Below are 25825 nucleotides of genomic sequence, written 5' to 3' on the forward strand. Positions count from 1 at the left end.
GTAGCTCGAGTAAGAAAGTTCAGTTGAAATGTAAATAATGCTGATAAATTGAACAGGGAGGATCGCTTCGTTCTATTACGTTTTGGTGGTAGGTAAAAGAATAATGAAATTATAAGACGCAATGGTAAGCCAGGTGCCGGGGCCATTTTCTGATTATCCTCTCATCGTCACAGCTTCTTACCCATATTCAAATAAACTAATGATATAACAACCGCTTTTTAACGGGGGTGATGCATGGATATCAATGAGTTTGTCAGTGGCGAGCATCTAATTTGGAATCTGCTTATTGCTCTATTACTGGGGGCAATTGTTGGCACCCAACGTGGCTGGGTGATGCGCAATAGCGTAGAAGGCAGTCGTGTAGCAGGCATTCGTACTTTTTCTTTAGTCGGTTTACTCGGTGGTTTAGTTGGCATTCTCGCCAACATCTATACACCTTTACTCATTGGTTTTGCGCTTATCGCTTTAGTCATCCTCACTTGCATCGCTTTTGTTATACAGCAGAAAAAGAGCGGAGATGTGAGCATCACTGGCGTGGTTAGTATCATGGTGGTGTTTGTTCTGGGTAACCTTACCGTGTCGGGTGAGGCTGTTTTGGCTGCAGCAGCGGCCGTCATTACCGCGGTGGTGCTTGATAACAAAAGAGAGCTACATCAAGCGCTACAAAAACTGCAAGAGTATGAGTTAGACGCAGCACTGCGTTTATTACTTATCTCGATAGTCATGTTACCCCTGTTACCAAATCAATCTTACGGCCCTTGGAATGCACTTAACCCGTATGAGATTTGGTGGATGGTTGTGTTGATCGCTAGTATCTCGTTTGTCGGTTATTTTGCGATAAAGATCGGCGGGGCGAAGCGAGGTATTTTGTTTACGTCTGTATTTGCGGGGCTTAGCTCTTCGACAGCATTAACGTTGCAGTTTTCCCATCTTTCTCGTGAGCAAGCGAGCATCAGCCCGTTACTCGCTAGTGGTATTCTTTTGAGCTGCGGAACCATGTTCCCTCGTTTACTTATCGTACTGTCCGTTATCAATCCACAATTAGTGAAACTGCTTTGGCCAATTGTGATGGCGATGATGGTTGCGCTGTACATTCCTGCATGGTGGATTTGGCGCAGAAGTGAAGTTGAGCAGATTGAGCAATCAAATAAGCAAACGAACCCTCTTGCTTTGCAGTCGGCACTGTTCTTTGGCCTCGTGTTGGCGGTGATTATGCTGCTCGCTCACGCTTTGTCTGACTGGTTCGGCAATGCGGGGGTGTTGATCCTTTCTGCTTTATCAGGGATTACTGACGTTGATGCGATCTCGTTAACCCTCGGACGTCAAAGTACGCAAACATTAAGCGTGACCACTGCTGCATTAGGCATTTTGATTGCCGCTTCGGTTAATACCATTGTGAAAATGGGGATGGTTATCGCGATAGGGGATAAGAAGCTTTGGCGCCGAATCGCACCCGTGATGACAGGTTGTGTTGTGGTTGGGGCTGGAGTATTTATGGCGCTATATTCATAAGAGCGTATTAGTGCTATTGCTCATAGCCTCTTTGCTGTGTGGCCAACAATAGAAAAAGCCCTCGACGAATCGAGGGCTTTGGATAGTTGTCCAACTAGATGTCAGAAGCGATTATTTAGCTTCTTGGTCTGCTTGGATTGCTGTTAGAGCGATTGTGTACACGATATCGTCTACTAGCGCACCACGAGACAAGTCGTTTACAGGCTTGCGCATACCTTGCAGCATTGGACCGATAGAAACTAGGTCAGCTGAACGTTGTACCGCTTTGTAAGTCGTGTTACCCGTGTTTAGGTCTGGGAATACGAATACTGTCGCTTTACCTGCTACTGGAGAGTTAGGCGCTTTAGACGCTGCCACGTTTTCCATGATAGCTGCGTCGTACTGCAGAGGACCGTCGATCACTAGATCAGGACGCTTCTCTTTCGCGATGCGAGTTGCTTCACGTACTTTATCAACGTCTGCACCCTTACCAGATTCACCAGTAGAGTAAGAGATCATAGCAACGCGAGGGTCGATACCGAATGCTGCTGCAGAGTCAGCAGATTGGATAGCGATTTCAGCAAGCTGTTCAGCGGTTGGATCTGGGTTGATCGCACAGTCACCGTAAACCAGTACTTGATCAGGCAGAAGCATGAAGAATACTGAAGATACGATAGACGCATTTGGTGCCGTCTTGATGATTTGGAACGGAGGAACGATAGTGTTCGCCGTAGTATGAACAGCACCAGAAACTAGGCCGTCAACTTCGTCGTTCTCAAGCATCATTGTGCCTAGGAATACTGAATCTTGTAGCTTCTCACGAGCCACAACTTCAGTCATGCCCTTCGCACCGCGCAGCTCAACTAGACGAGCAACGTAGTTTTCACGAACAGCATCGGCATCGATGATGGTTACGCCAGTACCTAGCTCAACGCCTTGTTGAGCTGCTACGCGACGGATTTCATCTGGGTTACCTAGAAGCACACAGTCTGCAATGCCGCGTTCAGCACAGATTGCTGCCGCTTTAACAGTACGTGGTTCGTCACCTTCTGGAAGAACGATACGCTTGCCTGCTTTACGAGCAAGTTCAGTTAGCTGGTAACGGAACGCTGGTGGACTTAGACGGCGAGACTTCTGAGTGCCTTCAGTCATTGACTCGATCCAGTTACCGTCGATGTGACCAGCAACGTGCTCGTTGATGAACTCGATACGCTCTTTATCGTCTGCAGGTACTTCGATGCTGAAGCTCTGTAGGTTTAGAGATGTCTGCCAAGTGTTACCTTGTGCTTTGAAGATAGGTAGACCAGTGTCGAACGCTGGTTTACATAGACCTTCGATTTCGCGAGGGATGTCGTAACCGCCAGTTAGCAGTACAGCACCAATATCCACACCGTTCATTGCAGCAAGAGAAGCAGCAACGATAACATCAGGACGGTCTGCAGAAGTAACAAGTAGAGAGCCAGGTTTGAAATGCTCAATCATGTTTGGCAGAGAACGTGCACAGAAAGTGATGCTCTTGATGCGACGAGTGTTGATGTCACCTTCGTTGATGATATCTGCTTTCAGGTGCTTAGCCATGTCGATTGCACGAGTCGCAATCAGATCAATGCTCCATGGCACACAACCTAGTACACGAATTGGAGAAGTGTTGAAAATTTCCATCACTTTCAATTCGTTTTGTTTCGCGCTGTCTGCATCGTCAAAGATTTCAGATAGGTCAGGGCGAGTACGGCCAGCTTCGTCAACAGGAGCGTTTAGCTTGTTGATGATAACGCCAGAGATGTTTTTGTTCTTAGTGCCGCCGAAGTTAGAACATGCTACTTCGATACGCTCTTTCAGTTGCGCAGGGTTATCAGTACCTGGAGTCGCAACTAGCACGATTTCTGCACCAAGTGTTGCTGCGATTTCCGCGTTTACTTGGTTTGCAAATGGGTGCTTACGAGTAGGTACAAGACCTTCGATTAGCGTAACGTCTGCGTCTTTGTTGATTTGGTTGTAACGTTCAACAACGGTTTCTAGCAGCTCGTCCATGTTGTCGTTACCGATTAGGCTTTCAGCAACAGACATCGCCATTGGTTCACCGATCTTCATATCGCTGTTGTGGCCAACGATAGTTGAAGTCAGATCTGGCTGATCACCACCTGAACGTGGCTGACAGATTGGCTTGTAGAAAGAAACTTTAACGCCTTTACGCTCCATAGCGCGAAGAACACCCATGCTAACGCTTGTTAGGCCAACGCCTGCGCTAGTAGGGATAAGCATAATAGTACGAGACATTCGTAGAGTACCTTTAGCTATTTGGGGGATAAAAGCTCAACTCTTATTCCATGAAGCTCGAAGAATAGGAGTTGAGCCCCTAAGAAATTCGTTTGAATGAAAATCTGGCTAGCCGAGTGGCTAGCCAGTAATTCAATTAAAGACCTGTCAGGCGTGCAGTGTCTTCAGCGATGACTAGCTCTTCGTTAGTAGAGATAACCATTGCAGGGATACGGCTGTTTTCAGTCGTGATAACGCCTTCGCCGCCGAAGCGAGCTTTAAGGTTAGCTTCGCTATCTACTTCGATACCGAAGATGCCAAGACGGTTTAGAACCATTTCACGGATAGGGCCAGAGTTCTCGCCGATACCGCCAGTGAAAGTGATTGCGTCTAGACGACCGTCCATTGAAGCAGTGTAGCCAGCTACGTACTTAGCTAGACGGTGGCAGAACACGTCCATTGCGCGTGTTGCTTCTTCTTTCTCACCGTAGTTGTCTTCAACGAAACGACAGTCAGAAGTCACTTCAGTTAGACCTTGAAGACCAGACTCTTTAGTTAGCATCGTGTTGATTTGATCAACAGAGTAACCTAGAGCGTCGTGTAGGTGGAAGATGATCGCAGGGTCGATGTCGCCACAGCGAGTACCCATTACTAGACCTTCAAGTGGAGTAAGACCCATAGAAGTGTCTACAGATTGACCGTTCTTGATCGCACATACAGATGCGCCGTTACCTAGGTGACAGTTGATGATGTTTACTTCTTCAACTGGTTTGTTTAGTAGGCCTGCAACTTCACGAGTGATGAACAAGTGAGAAGTACCGTGCATACCGTAACGACGGATACCGTGTTCTTTGTATAGGTTGTATGGAAGAGCGTATAGGTAAGACTCTTCAGGCATAGTTTGGTGGAACGCAGTGTCAAATACAGCAACGTTTTTCAGCTCTGGGAAGTTTTTCTTAGCCGCTTCGATACCGATGATGTGAGCAGGGTTATGAAGAGGTGCAAATGTTGCAGCGTCTTGAATACCTTTTAGAACTTCATCAGTGATTAGTGCAGATTGAGTGAACTGCTCGCCGCCGTGAACGATACGGTGACCGATTGCGCCTAGGTTAGCTTTAAGCTCTGGCTTAGAAGCAAGAATAGTTTCTACCATAAACGCTAGTGCTTCTTCGTGAGCTGCACCATTGCCTAGTTGAGCTTCGTGCTTGCCATCAAGTTTCCACTTGATGCGAGCTTCAGGAAGGTGAAGACACTCAGCAAGACCTGATAAGTGCTCGTCGCCGTTCTCGGCATCAACAACGGCAAATTTAAGAGAAGAACTACCGCAGTTTAAAACTAAAACTAGCTTAGACATGTATGACTACCTGTTATTCGTCTGATAAAAAATCAGTTAAAGAATGAAAAATTAATCACAAGAATAGCCGATACCCAGAAGGCTGCGTACTAATCCTGGTCAAAAATTGTTCTAATTCCATATGAAGAAATAGTGATGAACCCATCCATCACTATGATGCGATCCGTGCAGATAGATATCTCGGAGTTGCTTAAATTGTAAATAACAGCAACAATGAGATTGAGGGTCTGCAAAGGATAGCGATAATAAGCAATGATAACAAAAAAAATTTGAAAGAATATTAACTTTCATCAATTTTTTGTACCTTCAGTTGAAATGTTCAACTATTTTTTAGTGAGAGAGCGGTATGAGTAATAAAGTCGGATTGATCCATAGCCTGAAAGATGGCCAGAATTACATGGAGATCTGGCCGGTTCGTAAAGAGCTAAGCGCCATATTTCCGGAACAGCGTATCATTAAGGCGACTCGCTTTGGCATTAAAGTCATGCCAGCCGTTGCTGCGATCAGCGTACTCACTCAAATGGCATTCAACAATTACCACGCGTTACCTCAGTCTATTGTTGTCGCCTTGTTTGCGATTAGCTTGCCACTCCAAGGGATTTGGTGGCTTGGTGCTCGAGCCAACACGAAACTGCCGCCTTCTCTGGCATCTTGGTATCGGGAGCTGCATCAAAAAATTGTGGAAACAGGTTTTGCACTAGAGCCTGTTAAAGCTCGCCCTCGTTATAAAGAGCTTGCGATAATACTGAACCGAGCGTTTCGCCAGCTCGATAAATCGTCACTAGAGCGTTGGTTCTAATTTAAATTGTTTGAAATGGAGTGTGCACTAGCCGCTCCATTTTTGATCCTGCCTCTATTACCTACTTTGACGGTCGTTGATGAAGCGAGCGAAGCTTTGTTTACCAAAGATTCTTTCCGGATGAAGAAGTCCCCCGATCACAAATGTTGATTTAGTGTTAAATCTTTCTTTTCTTTACTAAGACTTAGTAGTAATAATAAAAACAAGATGCGCAATAAGTGCACAGTTATACGAACACAACATTACCCCCTTCAAACATTTGAATTCACGAGTCGATATTCATGTTGAATGCTCGCGAAACAAGGACGAAGTCACATCAAGGAGTTATGATGAAAACGAAACGTTTATTAGCCACTGCCGTTCTATCTGCTACTGCTATTTTCTCTTCTGCCAATGTACTGGCCGCCACTGCAACCGTTGCAGTTTCACAAATTGTCGAACACCCCGCGTTAGACGCGACGCGTCAAGGATTGCTTGATGGTTTAAAAGCGAAAGGCTACGAAGAAGGCAAAAATCTAGAATTTGATTATAAGACCGCACAGGGTAACCCTGCGATTGCGGTGCAAATTGCCCGTCAGTACGTCGGTGAAAACCCTGATGTGTTAGTTGGCATCGCGACACCTTCGGCACAAGCTTTGGTGTCGGCTACTCGCTCTATTCCTGTTGTCTTTACTGCGGTAACAGATCCGGTTGGTGCGAAATTGGTTAAGTCGATGGAACAACCAGGCAAAAACGTAACTGGCCTGTCTGATCTTTCACCCGTTGCTCAGCATGTCGATCTCATCCAAGAAATTCTTCCTCAGGTGAAAAGCATCGGGGTTGTATTTAATCCCGGTGAAGCTAATGCCGTGACTTTAGTTGAATTACTAAAAGAAAGCGCAAAAGCAAAAGGCATACAAGTGGTTGAAGCGACCGCACTAAAAAGTGCTGATGTTCAGTCTGCGACTCAAGCGATTGCAGCGAAATCAGACATTCTTTACGCCCCAACAGACAATACAGTTGCAAGTGCGATTGAAGGGATGATTGTGGCAGCGAATCAAGCGAAGAAACCTGTCTTTGGTGGCGCGACGTCGTATGTCGAAAAGGGTGCAATTGCAGGCTTAGGTTTTGACTACTACCAGGTTGGTGTACAAACCGCGGATTACGTGGCGGCGATTCTTGATGGTCAAGAACCAGGCAAGCTGGATGTAAAAGTCGCGACGGGCTCTGACCTTGTAATTAATGAAAGCGCAGCATCTAAGCTCGGTATCAAGCTGCCAAGTTCTGTGGTTGAACGTGCGACAAGCATGCAATAAGTAACGCTTTTTGGGGTTAAGCCTGTCACGTTGGTTGGTAGAGGCTTGCCCCAAAATTGATACTCGCCGGATTTCTCGTGTAGAGCATTCTGCTAGAGAAGAAGGGGAGTATACGTTAGAAGTCTTAAGTTCAGGTTGGTATTAGCCAGCCTGAGCATGCAGAAAGGAGCAGTTATGTCTGCATTTGCTTTTTTTGGCGCACTCGAAATTGGCTTGATTTATGGCCTAGTCGCTCTGGGTGTGTATCTTACGTTCCGTGTTCTCGATTTTCCTGATTTGAGTGTGGATGGCAGCTTTCCAATGGGAGCTGCGGTGGCTGCAACGGCGATTGTCGCAGGTATTAATCCTTGGCTTGCGACAATAATGGCGATGATAGCTGGTAGTATGACGGGGTGGGTAACCGCTTTTCTGGCTGTTCGGTGTGGTATTTTGCACCTGTTGGCTTCCATTCTTACCATGATCGCGGCATTTTCAATCAATATTCGTATTATGGGCAAACCTAATATGGCGTTGCTTGGAGAGGATACTATTCTCACGCCGTTTGAAGCCTTGGGCGATCCGATGTTCATTCGCCCTCTGGTTGTTGGGGTCTTAGTTCTTTTGTCCGCTTTCTTTGTCATTCGCCTGCTCAACAGCGACTTTGGTCTTGGTTTACGAGCCACGGGCGTGAATGCGCGTATGGTTTCTGCGCAAGGGGCGAGCACTGGTTTTTATACCTACTTTGGGTTGGCTTTATCCAACGGTTTTGTCGGATTCGCAGGCGCGTTGTTTGCACAAACGAACAGCTTTGCAGATGTGACCTCTGGCGTGGGCACCATTGTGGTTGGTTTGGCTGCTGTGATTTTGGGCCAGACCCTTATTCCTGGGCGCAAGATTTGGGTTGCGGTATTTGCCGTTATCATTGGTTCGGTACTTTATCGTCTTGCAGTCGCTTTCGCTTTGAGCTCTGGCATGTTTGGTTTGCAAGCATCAGACCTCAACCTTGTCACAGCAGTATTGGTGGCTGTGGCGCTTATTGCTCCAAAGCTAAAACAGAGCATGAGAGCGAAACAACGCGTTACTGATGCTAAACAAGCGGCATCAAAAAATGGTTCTGGGGAGGCATTATGATCGAACTTAATAACATTCAGGTCACGTTCAACCCTGGGACGATTTTGGAAAATCGTGCACTGAAAGGTGTCTCTTTAGAGGTTCCAGAACATCAGTTTCTGACTGTGATTGGTTCTAATGGCGCAGGAAAATCGACGTTGCTTGGTGCGGTGACAGGTGAGACGCCGATGATAGGTGGTCAGGTGATCATTGATGGCAAAGACGTCACCAAGCAGACGGTAGCCCAGCGTGCGACGCAATGCGCACGAGTGTTTCAAGATCCATTGGCCGGAACCTGTGGAGAGCTAACGATAGAAGAGAACATGGCTTTAGCGTACATGCGTGGTAAAAAACGCAGTTGGGGTTTGGCGCTTTCAGCTAAACGTCGCAAGCTGTTCCAAGAGCGAATTAGCATCCTAGGGCTTGGCTTAGAAGATCGTCTGGGCGATAGCATTGGCTTACTGTCCGGTGGACAACGACAAGCCGTTAGCCTTGTGATGGCGACGTTATCGGAGAGTAAGTTGTTACTGCTTGATGAACACACGGCTGCGCTTGATCCTCGTATGGCGGCGTTTGTTATCGACTTAACTAAACGTATTGTCGATGAGTTCGATTTAACCGTGATGATGGTGACGCATTCGATGAAAGACGCATTAGCATGTGGCGATAGGACCGTAATGCTTCACCAAGGTGAAATTGTGCTAGATGTGGCTGGAGAGCAGCGCGCTAACATGCAAGTACCAGACTTGTTGGATATGTTCTCCAAAGTGCGTGGTGAAGAGCTTGCAGATGACAGTCTCTTGTTGAACTAAGCAGTATCCTACTAGTTACTACGCCTACTAAGTGTGATCCTCCTTGGGAAAATTGGCTGATATGTCAACTCGCAAGGAGGATTTCTTGTCTCTCATTCTTCAATAACATAGTGGCATATCCGATGACGAGGAGTGCCCATAATGAACCTGCCATTTATTTTTCATAGTCAAACTATTGATGGTTTAGCTTTTAATCAAGAGCAAGTCACAGTCAGACTGAAAACCGAGACATTGGATTTTGATTCCGTATATGTGCGTCTTGAGCCGGACAATGAAGAATATCTGGTCGACATGGTTCAAATTGGAACAGCTGGGGAATTGTTACTATGGGAAGCATCGTTCCGCCCAAATCGAGATCGAGATGTCACACATTATGTGTTTAAGCTTCTCAAAGATGGACAACAATACTGGCTCGATGCACGAGGCGTACAAAAGCGTATTCCACCCAAAGAGTTCCACTTTAAGTTGAATGTAAACCATCAACCACCAAGCTGGGTCCAGGAGCAAGTGTTCTATCAAATCTTTCCTGACCGTTTTTCTGCTAGTAAAAGTGAATCTGACATTCGTAAAGCTTATGCTCAGCATGATTCAGAAGCGATCATTAAATCGTGGGGAGCAGCGGTAGGCTCTCACCAAAATACCGGGGCACGTGAATTCTTTGGCGGCGACCTCAAAGGTGTGGAACAAAAGTTGGACTATCTTGAACAGCTCGGCGTTACTGCGCTTTATTTTAATCCGATCTTTTCTTCACCAAGTAATCATAAATACGACACCACCGATTATTTCACTGTTGACCTTATGTTCGGCACCAATGATCAGTTTGCTGAACTGTGTGAGAAAATCCGTGGTAAGAATATGAAGATTGTCTTAGACGCGGTGTTTAACCACACGTCAGTGCATCATCCTTGGTTTGATATCCAACAAAAAGGAGAAGGGGCGTATGGCAATCCGCAGTCAAAGTTCCGCGATTACTACTTTTTTGAAGGCGAAACCAATCACTATATTGGTTGGAAGGGCATTGGTAACTTACCGGTTCTGAACTTCGAAAATGAACAAGTGCGTGACTATATCTATCAAAGCGAAGCATCTGTCATTAAGCACTGGCTTAAGCCACCATACTCAGTCGATGGTTGGCGATTTGATGTTATTCATATGCTTGGCGAAGGAGAGGGAGCGAAAAACAATGCTCATTATGTTGAAGCGTTTCGCCATGCGACGAAGTCAGTCAATCCGAATGCCTATGTGCTAGGTGAGCACTTTTTTGAAGCAACACAGTGGCTGCAAGGTGACCAAGAAGATGGGGCGATGAATTACTACGGTTTTGCTCATCCAGTTCGAGCTTTTATCGCGCAGCAAGATATTATGTATGAACCAATCGACATTGATGGTTTGGAGTTTAAAGCATGGTTGGACGAAGCCAGAGCAAAAATTCCATTTTCGAATCAGCTATCGCAGCTAAATCAACTCGATAGTCATGATACTGCTCGTTTTATCACACTGGTTGATGGTGATAAGCGTAAAATGAACATCGCACTTGCTCTGCTCATGACATACGTCGGTACACCTTGTATTTACTATGGGAGTGAAGTCGGACTAGAGGGAGGGCTGGACCCGGATAATCGTCGCTGTTTCCCTTGGAATGAAATCGAAAACTCAGCATGGCTGTCGATTTACAAGCAATGGATTTCGATACGTAAACAGTACAAGTCTTTACAGTCTGGTAGTATTCAATGGCTGCATTGCGATACCAACGTGCTGGCTTATGCGCGCGTACTTGGAAGTGAAGCGATCGTTGTTGTGATGAATCTAAGTGGCGATGAGTGTTCAATTGACTTGCCTCTGTGGCAACTTGGTTTGGAGGCTACCCATCTTTCGCCACTACTGGATGGACGCGAACTTATTGATTATAAGGGTCATCTTTCTGTCAATATACCTGCACAGAGCTTCAAATTGTGGCAACTGAAGTGACACTACATTCTATATTGATTAAACTTCTTTAATATATAAACAGTCTCCTACAATGCGTACACATTTGTTGGTTATCTGATTATCTGGCGATGCGGACTACGCATTGCCAGTTGATAAGACAGCGTAATCCCATTGTTTGATAAGAGACGATCTACCTTTCACATACATGGTACTCAATGGTTAACCAAAGGCGATTTAGTCTCTCATTTGTCATCTTTTTTCCCCTCGCATTATTTGTAGTGGTTTTGCTTGTTACGACAAAAAACTACTACGATGCGGTCAATCGCTATATTGATTCTGAGTATGCACGTATTGATCGTGCCATGTCCCGTGGTATTAAAGTCCTCACCGCCTTAGATTATAGTTTTACTAACTATACGAATTACGCTAACCCATTGTCTGAAGAGCACAATTCTTTAGTCAAAAAGGGGCTTTGTTATATTTGGCCGATAGACGTCTTGTTGCTAGAGAGTGTCTACAGTGAGGGGTTACCTGCGGTTGATCTTGATTACATGATTGTGGGCGATGAAAGCTTATGTCAGCAAGGTTCAACGATTAACCAATTAGCTGAACAAAAGGCGGGTTTTGCACCGTCATTGTCTTTTCTGCACGATATTGAATCCCATATCGTTGGTATTCATTACATCGATAAGCGTGGTTACGTCATTTCGTCTCCTGACACGTACGCGAAAAACTTCACTAGAGAGCTTTGGTCAACGCTAAAAGCGCGCCCATTTTGGCAAAAAACCGCACAAGATAAAGTGAACATCACCTTGGCCGGACCTGGGCCGATGTTGGATTCGATGGAAGGTCAAATCATTAGTATGACGGTGCCTGTTTACGAAAAAGGGAGGCATCAAGGTGTGCTGTCCATTGATTTTGATGTCAATGCGTTGATGGCTTCGTCACTAGGTCTTGTTGGTAAGTTTCATTTGGTTTCCAATTTACAATCCATTCCTTCAAACAGTACACGTATCAAACCAGTCGAGTTAGAGCGATTGAGTGCGAATCACAGCATGTATTACGAGTACAACCTTTGGGATGAAGCTAAGAACCTAGCGGTGTTTGAAAAATACAGCCTTATTGTTGCGATCTCTATTTACGTTTTGAGCACAGTCGTATTGTTCTATGTGAATATGCATAGTGAGCGACGTTATTTTAAAGATCTCGCCGCCAGAGATCCGATGACGAGCTTGTTGAACCGTCGAGGAATGCAAACCGTGTGGCGCAATAAGATGACGAAAAAACAGGTTGCATTAGCAGTGTTCGATATTGATAACTTCAAGAAGATCAATGATACCTATGGTCATGATGTCGGCGATTCTGCGATTCAGCTAGTTGCAAAATGTATACGTGAAAATATTCGCCACACAGATGTCGCCTCAAGATTTGGTGGCGAAGAGTTCGTGTTGGCGATTTACGACGAAGACTCGGAAGGCATTAAGCTAATTTTAGAGCGGGTAAAAAAAGCCATAGACGAACGCTCGACACGCGTGACTAAAGAAGGTTTTACGATCTCTGGCGGTGTGGTGTTCAGTAAAGAGAACCGAGTGGAAAGCTTTGATGAGTTATTTAAAGCGGCAGATGAAAAGTTATATCAAGCCAAGAGTACAGGCAAAAATAAGATTTGCTACGAAGATCTAAGCGCTTAAAGGGCGAGCAGTTCGCCCTTTGCAATGCTCAGGTTTTATGCAACCTGAGAATTTAACTCATCACGATAACGTTGAATATGCTCAACAATCGGCGCGGCTTTGTTAAACGTTCGGATTTCTCTGAATAGATCTTTTGCTTCAGGATAGGCCTGACGTAAGTAAGAGAACCATTGTTTTACGCGGTTTGGATAGTACAAGCCTTTGTCGCCTTTCATCTCAAACTTGGAGTAGTAGATCAGTAGCTCAACCACCTCGGGCCATGACATTGGCTGGTGGTTGTGTTTTACCATGTTGCCCAAGTTAGGGATATTGAAAGCGCCGCGGCACACCATCAAAGAGTCAACGCCAGTCGTTTCAATGCAACGTTGACCATCTTCATAATTCCAAATTTCGCCATTCGCAATAAGCGGAATATCAAAACGTTCGCGAATTTGGTTGATGTAATCCCATTTTATCTCAGACGCTTTGTAACCACCCTGCTTAGTCCGAGCGTGAACGGTGAGTTCATTTGCACCAGCAGATTGAATGGCATCAACAATTTCAAAGCAATCTTCAGGGTTTTCCCAGCCAAGACGAATTTTTGCAGTTACGGGGATTGCCTCTGGAACGGCTTCTCGACAAGCTTTTACCACACGGTGAATTAGCTCAGGATGCTGAAGTAGAGCAGCACCGCCCTTACTTTTATTGACCATTTTGGCTGGGCAACCAAAATTTATGTCGATGCCTCTGGCGCCTAGGCTCGCCGCTTTAATTGCGTTCTCAGCCATCCAGTTTGGTTCTTGTCCTAATAATTGCACATGTACTGGCACACCTGATGCGGTTTGAGAACCTTGCAACAGCTCCGGGCATAAACGGTGAAATACATGATCGGGCAATAACTGGTCGATGACTCGAACAAATTCCGTAACACATAGGTCATAGTCGTTTATCTCGGTCAGGATTTGGCGCATCAAATGGTCTAAAACGCCTTCCATTGGGCCTAGTACAACTCGCATAGTTTGCCTAATACAGTTTGGTGATAAAAAGGAGGGCGATTGTAGCGATGTCAGCTAAGTTTGTCATTAAAAGACTCAAAGCACTCAATACAGTCAAACTCGCAACTCCCGGTTACGTGCTTTTATGCTCTGAGGTATAATGCCGCCAAATTTATGGGAAACCAGATGTCATGCAATACACATTGATTGAGAAAGGCGAAATTCACATCGATGAATCTTGCCTATTTATCGAAGGCGCAGTGCTCGCTGCTAATCTGACGACAAAACCACTCGCTCCTGAAAAGTGGTTAGAGCCGCTATTAGGTGAAGGATTCAAAGCGATTCAACCGGCAGTAGAAGAGCAAATTCACAAGCAGCACAACCGAATTCAACGAAACGAATATTCCGTGCTAGAGCTAACAGGCAAAGAACCTGAACAACTTGCTGATTTTGCCGAAGGCTTTATGTCTGTTTGGCCAATGATTGAAGAACAATGGCAAGACGTTGAGCTCAATGATGGATTGCAGCGTATGCTACAAGCATTACTGACCACTTTGATGCTGGCTATCGATGAGTCGGCAACGCAGCAACAGATGCGCGACGCCGGTATTGAAACGCCTCCAGCTCTTGCAGACTTGATCGACCAGCTTGATTTGATGGTCGGTGAAGTGGCGTTAGGTGCGGATGAGTTGATGGTAGGCAATAAGGCTCAAAGCCTAAACCCATTCAAAGGTATCGGGCGCAATGATCCTTGTCCTTGTGAGAGCGGCAAAAAGTTCAAGCAGTGTTGTGGTCAATCACGTGGTTGAGTTAACGTGGTTAAGTTAAATAGCCGCGATGTTTACTCAGTAAAAAGCCGACCATCTGGTCGGCTTTTTTCGTTATCATTTCTCGGAAGGATTAACGAATCGGATTAGTGCGTCTTGCTGGGAAGAATTGTGCGATCACAATTAATGCTAAAGCAATTAAATTGCCCGCGAAAATAACTACTAACCATTGTGGCATTGATAAATCGAGGAATTGCCAAACAATCTTCGAGCAATCACCGTATGCTTCGAATATCCAAGGAGCCCACTGATTAAGCGGAGCCCAGCTAGGGAATGTTACGAATAAATCACAAGTCGCGAATGGTGATGGGTTAAACTGATAATCAACGTGCTGCTGAGCAAGCAACAGTCCTTTGTAAGAGCTTAATCCCCAGCCAATCAAACCTAGCCAACGGAAAACTGGGTTATTTGGTGCCATAAGACCAACGATTGCAGCGACACCCACTCCCATCATCGCGACTCGTTCGTAGATACACATGACACATGGTGCAAGCATCATGACGTGCTGAAAATAGAGGGCACATGCTTCAAAGAAAACGACGAATAGCAGAAGCAGCAGCCACGATAAGCGTCCCTTCGAAAACTGGTTAAGTGAATTTAAAATAGTCACGTTTTTGTTCCTGTCTGAAATAGAAAAAGCTCTGAATACTCAGAGCTTTTTAACGTGGATAAGTTTCCTAATCAACTCAAATTTTAGTGACCGCCGGAGACTACGGGAGTCAGATCACCACTATGAGGTAAAATCCAGCCTGCATCGTAGAAAGAAGCCGTTGCAGGCTCTAGGAAGAACATAATGCCCATTAGCCCGACAATCGCAAGAACGATGGTGTAAGGCAGCGCCATGATAACCATTCGACCGTAAGACAGACGAATTAATGGAGCGAGAGCCGAGGTGAGTAGGAATAGGAATGCCGCTTGACCGTTTGGCGTAGCAACAGATGGTAGGTTAGTACCAGTGTTGATAGCAACTGCCAGTAAGTCGAACTGCTCGCGAGTAATGAGACCTTCAATGAGTGCTGTTTTTACTTCATTGATGTAAACCGTACCGACGAATACGTTATCCGACACCATTGATAGTAAGCCATTCGCGACATAGAACAGAGCTAACTGAGTGCCTTTATCTTCAACGGCAAGCACCGCGTCGATAACTGGTTTAAACAACTCTTGGTCGATGATTACCGCAACGATCGAGAAAAATACCGCAAGTAGTGCAGTGAAAGGCAGAGCCTCTTCAAACGCTTTACCCATGGAATGCTCTTCAATGACGCCAGTGAAAGCCGTCGCTAAGATGATCACTGAAAGACCAATTAAGCCTACCGCCGCCAAGTGCAAGGCTAATGCCACGATCAACCAAACGGCAATAAGCCCTTGAACCCATAGCTTTGCAACGTCTTGATTGGTACGCGTTTTGCGTTCTTCATTGTCAAAGTCAACGAGGATTTGACGAACGTTGTTAGGAAGTTTTGCACCGTAGCCAAACACTTTAAGCTTTTCGACTAGAGCACAAGTGATGAGACCGCAGAAAAATACGGGTAGCGTCACTGGAGACATACGGATTAGGAATTCACCAAATAACCAACCCGCTTGGTCTGCAATAATTAAGTTCTGAGGTTCACCCACCATAGTGGTTACGCCACCTAACGCAGTACCTACACCAGCGTGCATCAACAATGAGCGTAAAAAGGCGCGGTAGTTTTCTAAGTCATCACGCGTTAGCTCAGTGATCGTGTCATCTTGTGTGTGGTCATGGTCACCAATCGGATTACCTGACGCCACTTTGTGGTAGATAGAGTAGAAACCGATCGCCACACTGATAACAACGGCGATAACCGTCAAAGCATCCAAAAACGCAGATAAAAATGCAGCGGCAAAGCAAAACGCAAGTGATAGAAGGGTTTTGGAGCGAATACCAAGTAAAATTTTGGTAAAAATGAACAGCAATAAATGCTTCATGAAGTAGATGCCCGCAACCATAAATACCAGAAGTAGTAATACTTCAATATTTGCCACCAACTCGTGCTTAACTTGCGCAGGGCTAGTCATGCCGATAGCGATGGCTTCAATAGCAAGTAAACCACCAGGTTGTAATGGGTAGCATTTTAATGCCATTGCAAGCGTGAAAATAAATTCAGCAACCAGCAACCACCCAGCAACAAATGGGTTTATTAGGAAGAATACAATCGGGTTAATTATTAAGAAGGCTATAATGGCAACTTTGTACCAATCAGGCGCTTTACCAAGAAAGTTCTTGATAAAAGCGTTTCCGAGCGATATCGGCATGATAATTCTCTTTATAACAAAATTATGAATAGACACTACAATAGTGCTTAAGTATCTGTTTGTTAGACTTATTAACTAGTCTTTTAAAACAATAACTTAGTAAAACAACAATCCTTTGTTTATTGCAGTCTTGCCAAGTTACTTCCCCTGAACTCAAGCACCGCTCACTTTCGACCGCAAACTCTACACTCAGGCATTTATTAGTCAATAACAAAACGTGATGCTACCGACTAAAATGACTTTTTAAATGTAATAACGCGATCAAAACGGCGTTACTATATCATGAAAGGCTCAAAAAAATCCTCTTGGATTTTAAATGACGGTCAGTGACGAGAAAAGGCAAATTAAGAAAGAATATTAACTGTGATATACAAAGTAATTTTTCATATTTTGAATATAAAATTGTGACGCAGTTGTCTTTATTTCTCCGCAATTTGTGAGCTGTTTAATTAAACGAAAATTCAGATTTTACCGCTTTCACTCGCACGTCAGACCGTCCTAGATTGACATAACATATAGAGTATTAACTCTATATTGTAGAATCGTTTCAATTATTGATCGTAAATTTTCTCAAACCGTTAAGTAGTGGTATGATGAGTAGTATCGACCCTCAGAAATCAATATTGGATAAAAAGTAGAATGGTCATAAAGGCGAAAAGCCCTGCGGGATTCGCAGAAAAATATATTATCGAGAGCATTTGGAACGGCCGTTTTCCTCCTGGCTCTATTTTACCTGCTGAACGCGAGCTGTCTGAGCTAATTGGTGTTACTCGAACGACTTTACGAGAGGTTCTTCAACGACTAGCCCGTGATGGTTGGTTAACAATCCAACACGGTAAACCAACGAAGGTAAACCAATTTATGGAGACCTCTGGTCTGCATATTTTGGATACGTTGATGACGTTGGACGTAGATAACGCAACAAACATTGTAGAAGATTTGCTTGCAGCACGTACCAACATCAGCCCTATCTTTATGCGTTATGCATTTAAAGCAAATAAAGAGAACTCTGAGCGCACGATCAAGAATGTAATTGAATCTTGTGAAGCTTTAATGAATGCTGCTTCTTGGGACGATTTCATCGCTTCTTCACCTTATGCTGAGAAAGTCTTACAGAACGTGAAAGAAGACAACGAGAAAGATGAAGCGAAGCGTCAAGAAATCTTGATTGCTAAAACGTTCAACTTTTACGACTACATGTTGTTCCAACGCCTAGCATTCCATTCAGGGAATCAGATTTACGGTTTGATTTTTAATGGCTTGAAGAAGCTCTATGATCGCGTTGGTAGCTATTATTTCTCAAACCCAGCTTCTCGTGAGCTAGCGCTGAAGTTTTACCATCAGTTGCTAGAAACTTGTGAAAGTGGTCAGCGTGAACAACTGCCAGTTGTGATTCGTCACTATGGTATGGAAAGCGCGCTAATCTGGAATGAGATGAAAAAGCAATTACCAACGAACTTCACAGAAGATGACAGCTAAGCGCTAAGAAGTTAGATGAATGAAAAACCGCAGAACCTAAGGTCTGCGGTTTTTTTGTTTTTACCAATAGATACCAGTTACGTTCCTGTTGTGACAATTGGCACGGTACTGTATAGAGCTTATCTTGCTACAGAGAGTTTGGGCAACGGTAGATACAATGCTTCAACGATGTCTGAAAGGACGTGGTCGTAAGTATTGAAGATGGTCAACGATAAGTCTGATGTGACTCCATAAAGCTCAGCTTCTGTTAAATCGACATGACTTCCTGTCACATAGTTATTTAATATCTGTATTGAGCGTGTGGAAGCAGGAGAAACGATACTAAGCGGAGCGATAACTGCTAATTGATTTAGTTTACGTGTCATAACCGATGCGTAATTTTTGAAACGCTCATTCCCCCCTTGCTCTCCCAAGTCTTGAATGCTAATTCTCAATTGAGTCAGGGTTTCTAAGCTATCCATGATGTTTTGCCAGTTCATGTGGTACTCATTATGTAGATCATCTCGTTGTTCTACCGCTAACCAAGCAATCGTGACTTCATCCATCAAGAACAAGCAATGACGAATTAACTTACCATGCTCCATCTGGTTCCTTGCAACACTGTGATCGTTCCATTGTTCAAGCAGTTTTCCTACTTTGATCTGCAGCACGCGATACATGGGTTTATTTTCAAAGCGTGAGGTTTCGACCAAAAGATGCAGTTTGTTGGTGAGATCGTTATGAAGGACTTCTAATTCTTGTTCGTTATTTTGTTGAAATTGAAGTGAGTAGTGCGTCGCAGCTCGATGGCGTCTCAGCAGATGAACAACATCTCGCAATAATGTTAACAGCTGATATTTACGCGCGTGTTGCTGCTCTCGTTTAGAAGATAAGTGATATATTCCGGCTAAAATAGCGATGGACAATAGTGTGGAAATCAAAACAAACATAACCCACTCCTTGTTAGTGTTTGGACCTAACAAGGAAGGTTTGCAGTTTTGATGCCAAACAAAAATTAAATTAAAACAATTAGTTATATTAAATGTTCTTTTGGGACGGTCGTTATTGGTGCATGGATTCACCAAAGTTGTGAATATGATCAAAAAATCCCTGCCAAATTGGCAGGGATTTTATAGTGTTATATTTGGAATGCGACTTACATTACTCGCATGCCAGGCTGAGCGCCTTCGTGCGGTTCAAGAATCCATAGGTCGCTACCACCAGGGCCAGCGGCTAGGATCATGCCTTCTGACATACCAAACTTCATCTTACGAGGTTTTAGGTTTGCTACCATTACCGTTAGTTTGCCTTCTAGCTCTTCAGGTTTGTACGCTGACTTGATGCCAGAGAACACTTGACGAGTTTCACCACCGATGTCCAGTTGGAACTTAAGCAGTTTGTTTGCTTTTGGCACTTCTTCACAAGAGATGATACGAGCGATACGCATATCTACTGCTGCAAAAGCGTCGAACTCAATCTCTTCAGCGATTGGCTCTTTGTCTAGCTCAGTTTGGCTAGCCTTGTTCTTTTCCGCTTCTGCTTTCTCTTTCGCCGCCATTTCTGCCGCCGCATCTTCTTTAGATGCTTCGATCATCGCTTCAACATTCTTCGGATCGATACGGTTGAACAGTGCTTTGAACTTAGTGATCTCGTGGCCTGTTAGTGGCGCAGCGATGTTTTCCCAAGTCAGCTCTTGGTTTAGGAATGCTTCAGTACGTGCAGCTAGAGCAGGCATTACTGGTTTCAGGTAAGTCATCAGTACACGGAACAGGTTGATACCGACAGAACAGATGTCTTGTAGCTCCTGATCTTTGTCTTCTTCTTTTGCTACAACCCACGGTGCTTTTTCATCAACGTATTGGTTAGCTTTGTCTGCCAATGCCGTGATTTCACGGATTGCACGACCAAACTCACGCGTTTCGTAAAGCTCAGCGATACGGTCAGCTGCAGCAACAAATTCGTTGTAAAGTTCAGGCTCTGCAAAGTTGTCAGACAGTTTGCCTTCAAAACGTTTTGCGATGAAACCTGCGTTACGAGATGCCAGGTTAACGATCTTGTTAACAACGTCAGCGTTTACACGCTGAGTGAAGTCTTCAAGGTTAAGATCTAGATCGTCGATACGGCTGTTTAGCTTCGCAGCGTAGTAGTAACGTAGACACTCAGGGTCTAGGTGCTCTAGGTAAGTGCTTGCTTTTACGAAAGTACCTTTAGACTTCGACATTTTCGCGCCGTTTACGGTTACGTAACCGTGTACGAATACGTTGTTAGGCTTGCGGAAGCCAGAACCTTCTAGCATTGCTGGCCAGAATAGGCTGTGGAAGTAAACGATGTCTTTACCGATGAAGTGGTACAGTTCTGCTGAGCTGTCTTTCTTCCAGTACTCATCGAAGTCTAGGTCGTCGCGCTTGTCACATAGGTTTTTGAAAGAACCCATGTAGCCGATAGGCGCGTCTAGCCATACGTAGAAGAACTTGTTCTTCTCACCTGGGATCTCGAAACCAAAGTAAGGCGCATCACGCGAGATGTCCCACTGTTGCAGACCAGATTCAAACCACTCTTGCATCTTGTTCGCGGTTTCAGCTTGTAGCGAGCCAGAGCGAGTCCACTCTTTTAGCATGCTTTCAAACTGAGGCAGGTCGAAGAAGAAGTGCTCAGAATCTTTCATTACTGGCGTCGCACCAGAAACCGCAGATTTAGGATTGATCAGTTCTGTTGGGCTGTAAGTCTCGCCACAGTTGTCACAGTTGTCACCGTACTGGTCTTCTGACTTACATTTTGGACACGTACCTTTTACGAAACGGTCCGGTAGGAACATCTCTTTTTCTGGGTCGAACAACTGAGAAATTGTGCGGCTAGAGATAAAGCCGTTTTTCTTCAGCTCAAGATAAATGTGTGACGCTAGCTCACGGTTCTCATCTGAGTGTGTGCTGTGGTAGTTATCAAAGCTGATATCAAAGCCAGCAAAGTCTTTCTGGTGCTCTTCGCTAACTGCGGCAATCATTTCTTCAGGAGTAATACCCATCTGTTGCGCTTTAAGCATGATTGGCGTGCCGTGAGCATCGTCAGCACAGATGAAGTTTACAGTGTTGCCGCGTAGGCGTTGGTAACGAACCCAAATGTCCGCTTGGATATGCTCAAGCATATGACCAAGGTGGATCGAACCGTTAGCGTACGGAAGGGCACAAGTTACCAGCATTTTCCTTGACGGAAAGTTTCTTGGATCGTTTGCCATACTTAATATTCGCTTTTCTTGATAGGTATAAATAAATTTTGATGGATAATACTACCCCATGAACTCACTAACTCCAAGGTGTCAAACTGCGGAATGCCTTAGTTTTTTTGGGGTTCTGGTTGAGGCAGGACGGTGTTAGCATGACATCTAAAAGGAGGACTTATGCATCAGTTCACTTCAAAACAAGATTTTTGTCACTGGTTTAACCAATTCCAGCATCCACAGTTGGTGGAAAATTGGGCAGATATTCATGGCGCAATTTCGATTACGGCACAAGGTTCTGTTGAGATAACGTTGCCATTCGCAAGTAATGAGCTTCAAACCATATTGCATGACTGGATTAAACAGCAACAAACCGCAAATAAAGTGGCTGAATTCCCATTCAATATTCGCCTTGGAGTTAAAGCATTAGAAACTCAAGTGGCCAATCCGGTTAAAGGTGTTAAGAACATCATTGCCGTTAGTTCTGCGAAAGGTGGGGTCGGTAAATCAACGACTGCGGTTAACTTAGCGTTGGCGATTGCTCAATCTGGGGCGAAAGTGGGATTGTTGGATGCGGATATTTATGGCCCGTCTGTACCTATGATGTTGGGGCAAGAAGATGCAAAACCAGAAGTTCGTGATGGCAAGTGGATGGAGCCCATTTTTGCTCACGGCATCTATACTCATTCTATCGGCTATCTAGTGGACAAATCAGAAGCGGCAATATGGCGCGGGCCAATGGCTTCAAAAGCGTTGTCGCAGTTATTAACGGAGACAGACTGGCCAGATTTAGATTATTTGGTGATTGATATGCCGCCAGGCACGGGTGATATACAGTTGACGTTGTCACAACAGATTCCGGTGACAGGTAGTGTGTTAGTCACTACACCGCAAGACCTAGCCCTTGCCGATGCAAGGAAGGGAGCGGCAATGTTTAACAAAGTCCATGTCCCGGTTATTGGTGTTGTGGAAAACATGAGTTATCACATTTGTAGCCAATGTGGCGCGAAAGAGCATATTTTTGGCATGGGTGGTGCAGAAAAAATGTCGCAAGAGTTTGGCTTAGCACTGCTAGGACAAATTCCGCTTCATATCTCTATGCGAGAAGATATTGACGCTGGCGTGCCAACAGTAGCAAGGCGCCCAGAAAGTGAGCATGCAGGGTATTACAAGCAGCTTGCCGATCGCGTATGTAGCACGATGTTTTGGCAAGGCAAAGCAAAACCAGATGCGATTAGCTTTACAATGGTGAACTAAGTTTACTATGCCTGTTGGTTGATAATTGCACATTTTAACGTTTGCTCGGAGGTTAATCCTCTGAGTAGGCAGAAACTTATGACTAAACCCTAATTCCAGCTAGTAACTATGGGGTGAACTCCCTATAATCAGGCAGTTTATCTTTTTATGTGACTAGAAATCATCATCGGGTGCAAACTAATGTCTGATAATAATCAATGCGTCATCGTAGGTATTGCTGGCGCTTCTGCTTCTGGAAAAAGTCTGATCGCGAGCACTATTTATAATGAGCTTCGCGCGAAAGTAGGCGATCATCAAATCGGTGTCATCACGGAAGATTGCTACTACAACGACCAAAGCCACCTAAGCATGGAAGAGCGAGTAAAGACGAACTACGATCACCCGAGTGCGTTGGACCACGACCTACTGTGTGAGCACCTTGAAAAATTGGTACGTGGTGAAGCAGTAGAAGTACCTGAGTACAGCTACACTGAGCACACAAGAACAAGTAACACGACCACAATGACGCCTAAAAAGGTGATCATTCTAGAAGGCATCCTTCTTCTTACTGACCCTCGTCTTCGTGATTTGATGCACGCGACAGTATTTATGGATACACCGTTAGATATTTGCTTGCTTCGTCGTGTTAAGCGTGACGTGGAAGAACGAGGCCGAACTATGGAATCTGTTCTCAAGCAGTATCAACAAACAGTACGTCCGATGTTCATGCAGTTTATCGAACCTTCTAAGCAATATGCGGACATTATTGTTCCTCGCGGTGGTAAAAACCGTATCGCAATCGATGTATTAAAAGCTCACATTGCAAGACTTTTGAAAGCTTAAGCCTTTAGACGGCTATATCGCTTTATTTTTAAGAGAAGAAGTGGCACCTTAAGTGCCACTTCTTTTTTTGTTTTTAAATTAGTCAGTTGCAGGTTAAAACCAGACATTTTTCACGCTTTTGTGGAACTGTCAGCGGTAAATGGAGTCTGCGCTTATAATTGTAAAAACACTCGAGCAAGGAAAAACAAATGAAGAAACTGCTCTTAATTCTAGCAATACCGATTGTGGTCATTTTGGTCGCAATTTTAGCGTTAACCATCTTCGTCAATCCTAACCAGTTTAAGCCCCTTATTGTTGAGCAAGCGCAAAAGCAAACCGGTTTAGAACTAGTGATTGAAGGAGATATCAGTTGGCAATTTTTCCCATCGATCGGCTTTGAGTTGGGACATACAGAATTGCGAAACCCACAAGGCTTTAGTAAACCCAATTTATTCAAAGTTGATACCGTTGGTGTAGATATCTCTGTCATGCCACTTTTTAGTCAACAGCTTGAAATTGGAAACGTCACGCTTGATGGGGCTGAGTTCTATATCGAAACCAAGAAAGATGGCAGCAAGAATATTGATGCATTGACGAAAGCCCAAACACAACAAGCAGAGCAAGCGAGCGATACTGCGCCTACGCAAAATGGTGAAACGCAGCCTTCTGGCTCTGATTGGAGCATTAATCTTGCTGGTGTTACGGTTTCTAATGGCTCATTAGAAATGCAGGATAAGCAAGCCGGTAGTTACACCAAACTTTATGATATCTCATTAAACCTTTCCGAATTCGCTTTTGACAACTGGACAACGGCTGATTTTGGCGTGAAGGGCGAAATGAATGACCAAAAGTTCACAGCGAAAGGTCAGGCCGACTTTAAGCTAGAAAAAGGTTTGGCAAACTACGCGCTAAAGAACATCAACTTTGATGCGACATACTCTGACCCTGCCAATAAGATTGAATCGGCAACGATCGGTTTAGATACTTTTGAATTCGATAAAGTAAATAACCTGACTTATGCCATGAAAGGCGACGCTGGTGGTATGAAGTTAGATATGCAGGGTGCTGGTCAACTTAGCGTGGACAAGGCTATCAGCAAAGTGCAGTTGGATAAGTTAACTCTTAAATCGACTTTTGAGGGGGATGCTTTACCTCAGTCACCGATGAAAGTCGACATGGTGTCTGATCTGTCTTTCGACCTAACGAAAAACCACCTGAGTTTTGTCCTAGAGAAGTTAACAGCGAATGCTATCGCCTTAGATGGTAAGGCAGATGTGACACTTGGCGATATTCCTAAAGTACGATTTGCTCTCCACAGCCCAAATATCGATCTTGATGAATTCTTAGGATTAGATCAGCAAGATTCCGAAGGTAATAAGCCTGCTTCTGGTGGCGAGAGTGCTCCAGCTGGGTCTGAGGTTGAGCCTGATTTGTCTGCGTTGAAAACGTTAGATGTAAAGGGTGACATTACCATCGACAAATTCAAAGCGGCAAATGCGAAGATGGAAGCGGTAAAAACGAGCTTCACTGTAAATCGTGGCGTATTTGAGCTTACTTCATTTAGTTCGAAGCTGTACCAAGGCACAATCTCAGCGACAGCGAAGTTAGATGCACGCAAGTCACCAGCGACTTACAGTGTGAAAAAGTCAATCAAAGGCGTGAAAGTTCAACCGTTACTTATTGATGTCGCTGATAACGACAAGCTTGAAGGGACGGGTAACATTGATGTGAATGTTACCGGTAAGAGTCTAACGCCTACCGGTATCAAGAAGAATCTTTCTGGTACGGTTGTTATCAATTTTGCTGACGGTGCGGTAAATGGCATCAACGTTGCTCAATTGATTCGTGAAAACTACGCGAAATTTAAAGGGCAAAAAGTCGAAGGCACCAATGAAGTTAAGAAAACAGATTTTAGTGCGATGACGGCGACATTGAAGCTCAATAAAGGTGTCGTATCAACGGATAATATGCAAGCTCAGTCTCCATTGCTCCGTGTTCGTGGTAAAGGCACCGCAAACTACATCAATGAAACTGTTAACTTTACTATCAGCACATCAGTCGTAGGTAGCCTAGAAGGCCAAGGCGGCAAAGATATAGATGAGCTGAAAGATATCACGATTCCAATCAATGTGTCTGGTAAGTGGGCGGATCCTAAATTCAAGCTCGTATTTGATGATGTTCTGAAGCAGAAAGCTCAGAAAGAAATCGATCGTGGCGTAGAGAAGCTAACGGACAAGATCAAAGACGAAAAAACCAAAGAAGCAGTCGATGGTTTGATAAAGAATCTATTCAATTAGA

General features: G+C 44.5%; 19 protein-coding genes. 12 read left to right on the top strand and 7 right to left on the bottom strand.

All coding sequences use genetic code 11. From position 1 onward, the window contains the following. Positions 1-234 precede the first annotated feature (234 nt). Positions 235-1512 (top strand): DUF4010 domain-containing protein, encoded by a 1278-nt coding sequence (locus L3V32_RS08745; protein ID WP_065646642.1) that lies wholly within the window; start codon positions 235-237, stop codon positions 1510-1512. Positions 1513-1623: 111 nt separating this feature from the next. Here L3V32_RS08745 and pta read toward each other — a convergent pair whose 3' ends face one another. Next, the gene (gene pta / locus L3V32_RS08750; RefSeq protein ID WP_005396636.1) at positions 1624-3768 is read right to left on the bottom strand and encodes a phosphate acetyltransferase; all 2145 of its coding nucleotides are present in this window, start codon (positions 3766-3768) and stop codon (positions 1624-1626) included. A gap of 136 nt (positions 3769-3904) precedes the next feature. Further along, positions 3905-5101: an acetate kinase gene (locus tag L3V32_RS08755; protein WP_005396635.1), complete on the bottom strand. Its 1197-nt coding sequence runs from the start codon at positions 5099-5101 to the stop codon at positions 3905-3907. A 346-nt stretch (positions 5102-5447) separates the two neighbouring features. On the opposite strand from L3V32_RS08755, the gene yfbV reads away from it, so the two are divergent. From yfbV to L3V32_RS08785, 6 genes are all read left to right on the top strand, one after another. Continuing rightward, on the top strand, positions 5448-5900 hold the full coding sequence (gene yfbV, locus L3V32_RS08760; protein WP_012841582.1) for a terminus macrodomain insulation protein YfbV: 453 nt from the start codon (positions 5448-5450) through the stop codon (positions 5898-5900). 329 nt (positions 5901-6229) lie between these two features. Beyond that, positions 6230-7195, top strand: coding sequence for an ABC transporter substrate-binding protein (locus tag L3V32_RS08765; protein ID WP_012841583.1), 966 nt, complete (start codon positions 6230-6232; stop codon positions 7193-7195). Between the two features lie 174 nt (positions 7196-7369). Then, entirely contained in the window at positions 7370-8305 is a 936-nt protein-coding gene (locus L3V32_RS08770) for an ABC transporter permease (protein ID WP_054574798.1), read from the top strand. Then, entirely contained in the window at positions 8302-9096 is a 795-nt protein-coding gene (locus tag L3V32_RS08775) for an ABC transporter ATP-binding protein (protein WP_005396631.1), read from the top strand. Before L3V32_RS08770 ends, L3V32_RS08775 begins: the two co-directional genes overlap by 4 nt. 141 nt (positions 9097-9237) lie before the next feature. Continuing rightward, positions 9238-11064, top strand: coding sequence for a maltodextrin glucosidase (gene malZ, locus L3V32_RS08780; RefSeq protein ID WP_237284124.1), 1827 nt, complete (start codon positions 9238-9240; stop codon positions 11062-11064). 176 nt (positions 11065-11240) lie between these two features. After that, positions 11241-12716 carry a sensor domain-containing diguanylate cyclase gene (locus tag L3V32_RS08785; RefSeq protein WP_134647358.1) on the top strand — a complete coding sequence of 492 codons (1476 nt, stop codon included), beginning with the start codon at positions 11241-11243 and terminating at the stop codon, positions 12714-12716. A 35-nt stretch (positions 12717-12751) separates the two neighbouring features. Here the strand turns inward: L3V32_RS08785 and dusC are convergent, their stop codons facing one another. Next, a complete protein-coding gene (gene dusC / locus L3V32_RS08790; RefSeq protein ID WP_006742820.1) occupies positions 12752-13711 on the bottom strand; it encodes a tRNA dihydrouridine(16) synthase DusC in 960 nt (319 codons plus the stop codon). A gap of 170 nt (positions 13712-13881) precedes the next feature. Here dusC and L3V32_RS08795 point away from each other — a divergent pair, with 170 nt between their 5' ends. Continuing rightward, positions 13882-14499, top strand: coding sequence for a YecA family protein (locus tag L3V32_RS08795; protein WP_048625767.1), 618 nt, complete (start codon positions 13882-13884; stop codon positions 14497-14499). A 91-nt stretch (positions 14500-14590) separates the two neighbouring features. Here L3V32_RS08795 and dsbB read toward each other — a convergent pair whose 3' ends face one another. Both dsbB and nhaB read right to left on the bottom strand, forming a co-directional pair. After that, the gene (dsbB, locus tag L3V32_RS08800) at positions 14591-15127 is read right to left on the bottom strand and encodes a disulfide bond formation protein DsbB (protein WP_065646638.1); all 537 of its coding nucleotides are present in this window, start codon (positions 15125-15127) and stop codon (positions 14591-14593) included. Between the two features lie 83 nt (positions 15128-15210). Beyond that, complete coding sequence (gene nhaB, locus L3V32_RS08805; protein WP_005396952.1) at positions 15211-16797, bottom strand: Na(+)/H(+) antiporter NhaB; 1587 nt, start codon at positions 16795-16797, stop codon at positions 15211-15213. Between the two features lie 639 nt (positions 16798-17436). Between nhaB and fadR the strand changes: the two genes are divergently transcribed. Beyond that, on the top strand, positions 17437-18276 hold the full coding sequence (fadR, locus tag L3V32_RS08810) for a fatty acid metabolism transcriptional regulator FadR (RefSeq protein WP_005396954.1): 840 nt from the start codon (positions 17437-17439) through the stop codon (positions 18274-18276). 119 nt (positions 18277-18395) lie between these two features. On the opposite strand, the gene L3V32_RS08815 is transcribed toward fadR, so the two are convergent. Together L3V32_RS08815 and metG are read right to left on the bottom strand one after the other, a co-directional pair. Further along, positions 18396-19205, bottom strand: coding sequence for a hypothetical protein (locus L3V32_RS08815; protein WP_005396956.1), 810 nt, complete (start codon positions 19203-19205; stop codon positions 18396-18398). 206 nt (positions 19206-19411) lie between these two features. After that, positions 19412-21487, bottom strand: a complete 2076-nt coding sequence (gene metG, locus L3V32_RS08820) for a methionine--tRNA ligase (RefSeq protein WP_237284125.1) — start codon at positions 21485-21487, stop codon at positions 19412-19414. A 162-nt stretch (positions 21488-21649) separates the two neighbouring features. Between metG and apbC the strand changes: the two genes are divergently transcribed. From apbC to L3V32_RS08835, 3 genes are all read left to right on the top strand, one after another. Next, positions 21650-22726, top strand: a complete 1077-nt coding sequence (apbC, locus tag L3V32_RS08825) for an iron-sulfur cluster carrier protein ApbC (protein WP_237284126.1) — start codon at positions 21650-21652, stop codon at positions 22724-22726. Positions 22727-22906: 180 nt separating this feature from the next. Next, positions 22907-23548 (top strand): uridine kinase, encoded by a 642-nt coding sequence (gene udk / locus L3V32_RS08830; RefSeq protein WP_005396962.1) that lies wholly within the window; start codon positions 22907-22909, stop codon positions 23546-23548. 188 nt (positions 23549-23736) lie between these two features. Next, positions 23737-25824: an AsmA family protein gene (locus L3V32_RS08835; RefSeq protein ID WP_161446070.1), complete on the top strand. Its 2088-nt coding sequence runs from the start codon at positions 23737-23739 to the stop codon at positions 25822-25824. Position 25825: the final 1 nt, after the last annotated feature.

The sequence above is a fragment of the Vibrio sp. J2-4 genome (assembly GCF_021728155.1).
GTDB lineage: Bacteria > Pseudomonadota > Gammaproteobacteria > Enterobacterales > Vibrionaceae > Vibrio > Vibrio diabolicus.

Coding starts and splice junctions, on each gene's coding strand:
- L3V32_RS08775 (WP_005396631.1), top strand. CDS start 8,302: ATGATCGAACTTAATAACATTCAGGTCACGTTCAACCCTGGGACGATT.
- dusC (WP_006742820.1), bottom strand. CDS start 13,711: ATGCGAGTTGTACTAGGCCCAATGGAAGGCGTTTTAGACCATTTGATG.
- fadR (WP_005396954.1), top strand. CDS start 17,437: ATGGTCATAAAGGCGAAAAGCCCTGCGGGATTCGCAGAAAAATATATT.
- L3V32_RS08815 (WP_005396956.1), bottom strand. CDS start 19,205: ATGTTTGTTTTGATTTCCACACTATTGTCCATCGCTATTTTAGCCGGA.
- metG (WP_237284125.1), bottom strand. CDS start 21,487: ATGGCAAACGATCCAAGAAACTTTCCGTCAAGGAAAATGCTGGTAACT.
- L3V32_RS08835 (WP_161446070.1), top strand. CDS start 23,737: ATGAAGAAACTGCTCTTAATTCTAGCAATACCGATTGTGGTCATTTTG.
- pta (WP_005396636.1), bottom strand. CDS start 3,768: ATGTCTCGTACTATTATGCTTATCCCTACTAGCGCAGGCGTTGGCCTA.
- L3V32_RS08785 (WP_134647358.1), top strand. CDS start 11,241: ATGGTTAACCAAAGGCGATTTAGTCTCTCATTTGTCATCTTTTTTCCC.
- L3V32_RS08755 (WP_005396635.1), bottom strand. CDS start 5,101: ATGTCTAAGCTAGTTTTAGTTTTAAACTGCGGTAGTTCTTCTCTTAAA.
- L3V32_RS08765 (WP_012841583.1), top strand. CDS start 6,230: ATGAAAACGAAACGTTTATTAGCCACTGCCGTTCTATCTGCTACTGCT.
- udk (WP_005396962.1), top strand. CDS start 22,907: ATGTCTGATAATAATCAATGCGTCATCGTAGGTATTGCTGGCGCTTCT.
- nhaB (WP_005396952.1), bottom strand. CDS start 16,797: ATGCCGATATCGCTCGGAAACGCTTTTATCAAGAACTTTCTTGGTAAA.
- L3V32_RS08795 (WP_048625767.1), top strand. CDS start 13,882: ATGCAATACACATTGATTGAGAAAGGCGAAATTCACATCGATGAATCT.
- L3V32_RS08770 (WP_054574798.1), top strand. CDS start 7,370: ATGTCTGCATTTGCTTTTTTTGGCGCACTCGAAATTGGCTTGATTTAT.
- L3V32_RS08745 (WP_065646642.1), top strand. CDS start 235: ATGGATATCAATGAGTTTGTCAGTGGCGAGCATCTAATTTGGAATCTG.
- malZ (WP_237284124.1), top strand. CDS start 9,238: ATGAACCTGCCATTTATTTTTCATAGTCAAACTATTGATGGTTTAGCT.
- yfbV (WP_012841582.1), top strand. CDS start 5,448: ATGAGTAATAAAGTCGGATTGATCCATAGCCTGAAAGATGGCCAGAAT.
- apbC (WP_237284126.1), top strand. CDS start 21,650: ATGCATCAGTTCACTTCAAAACAAGATTTTTGTCACTGGTTTAACCAA.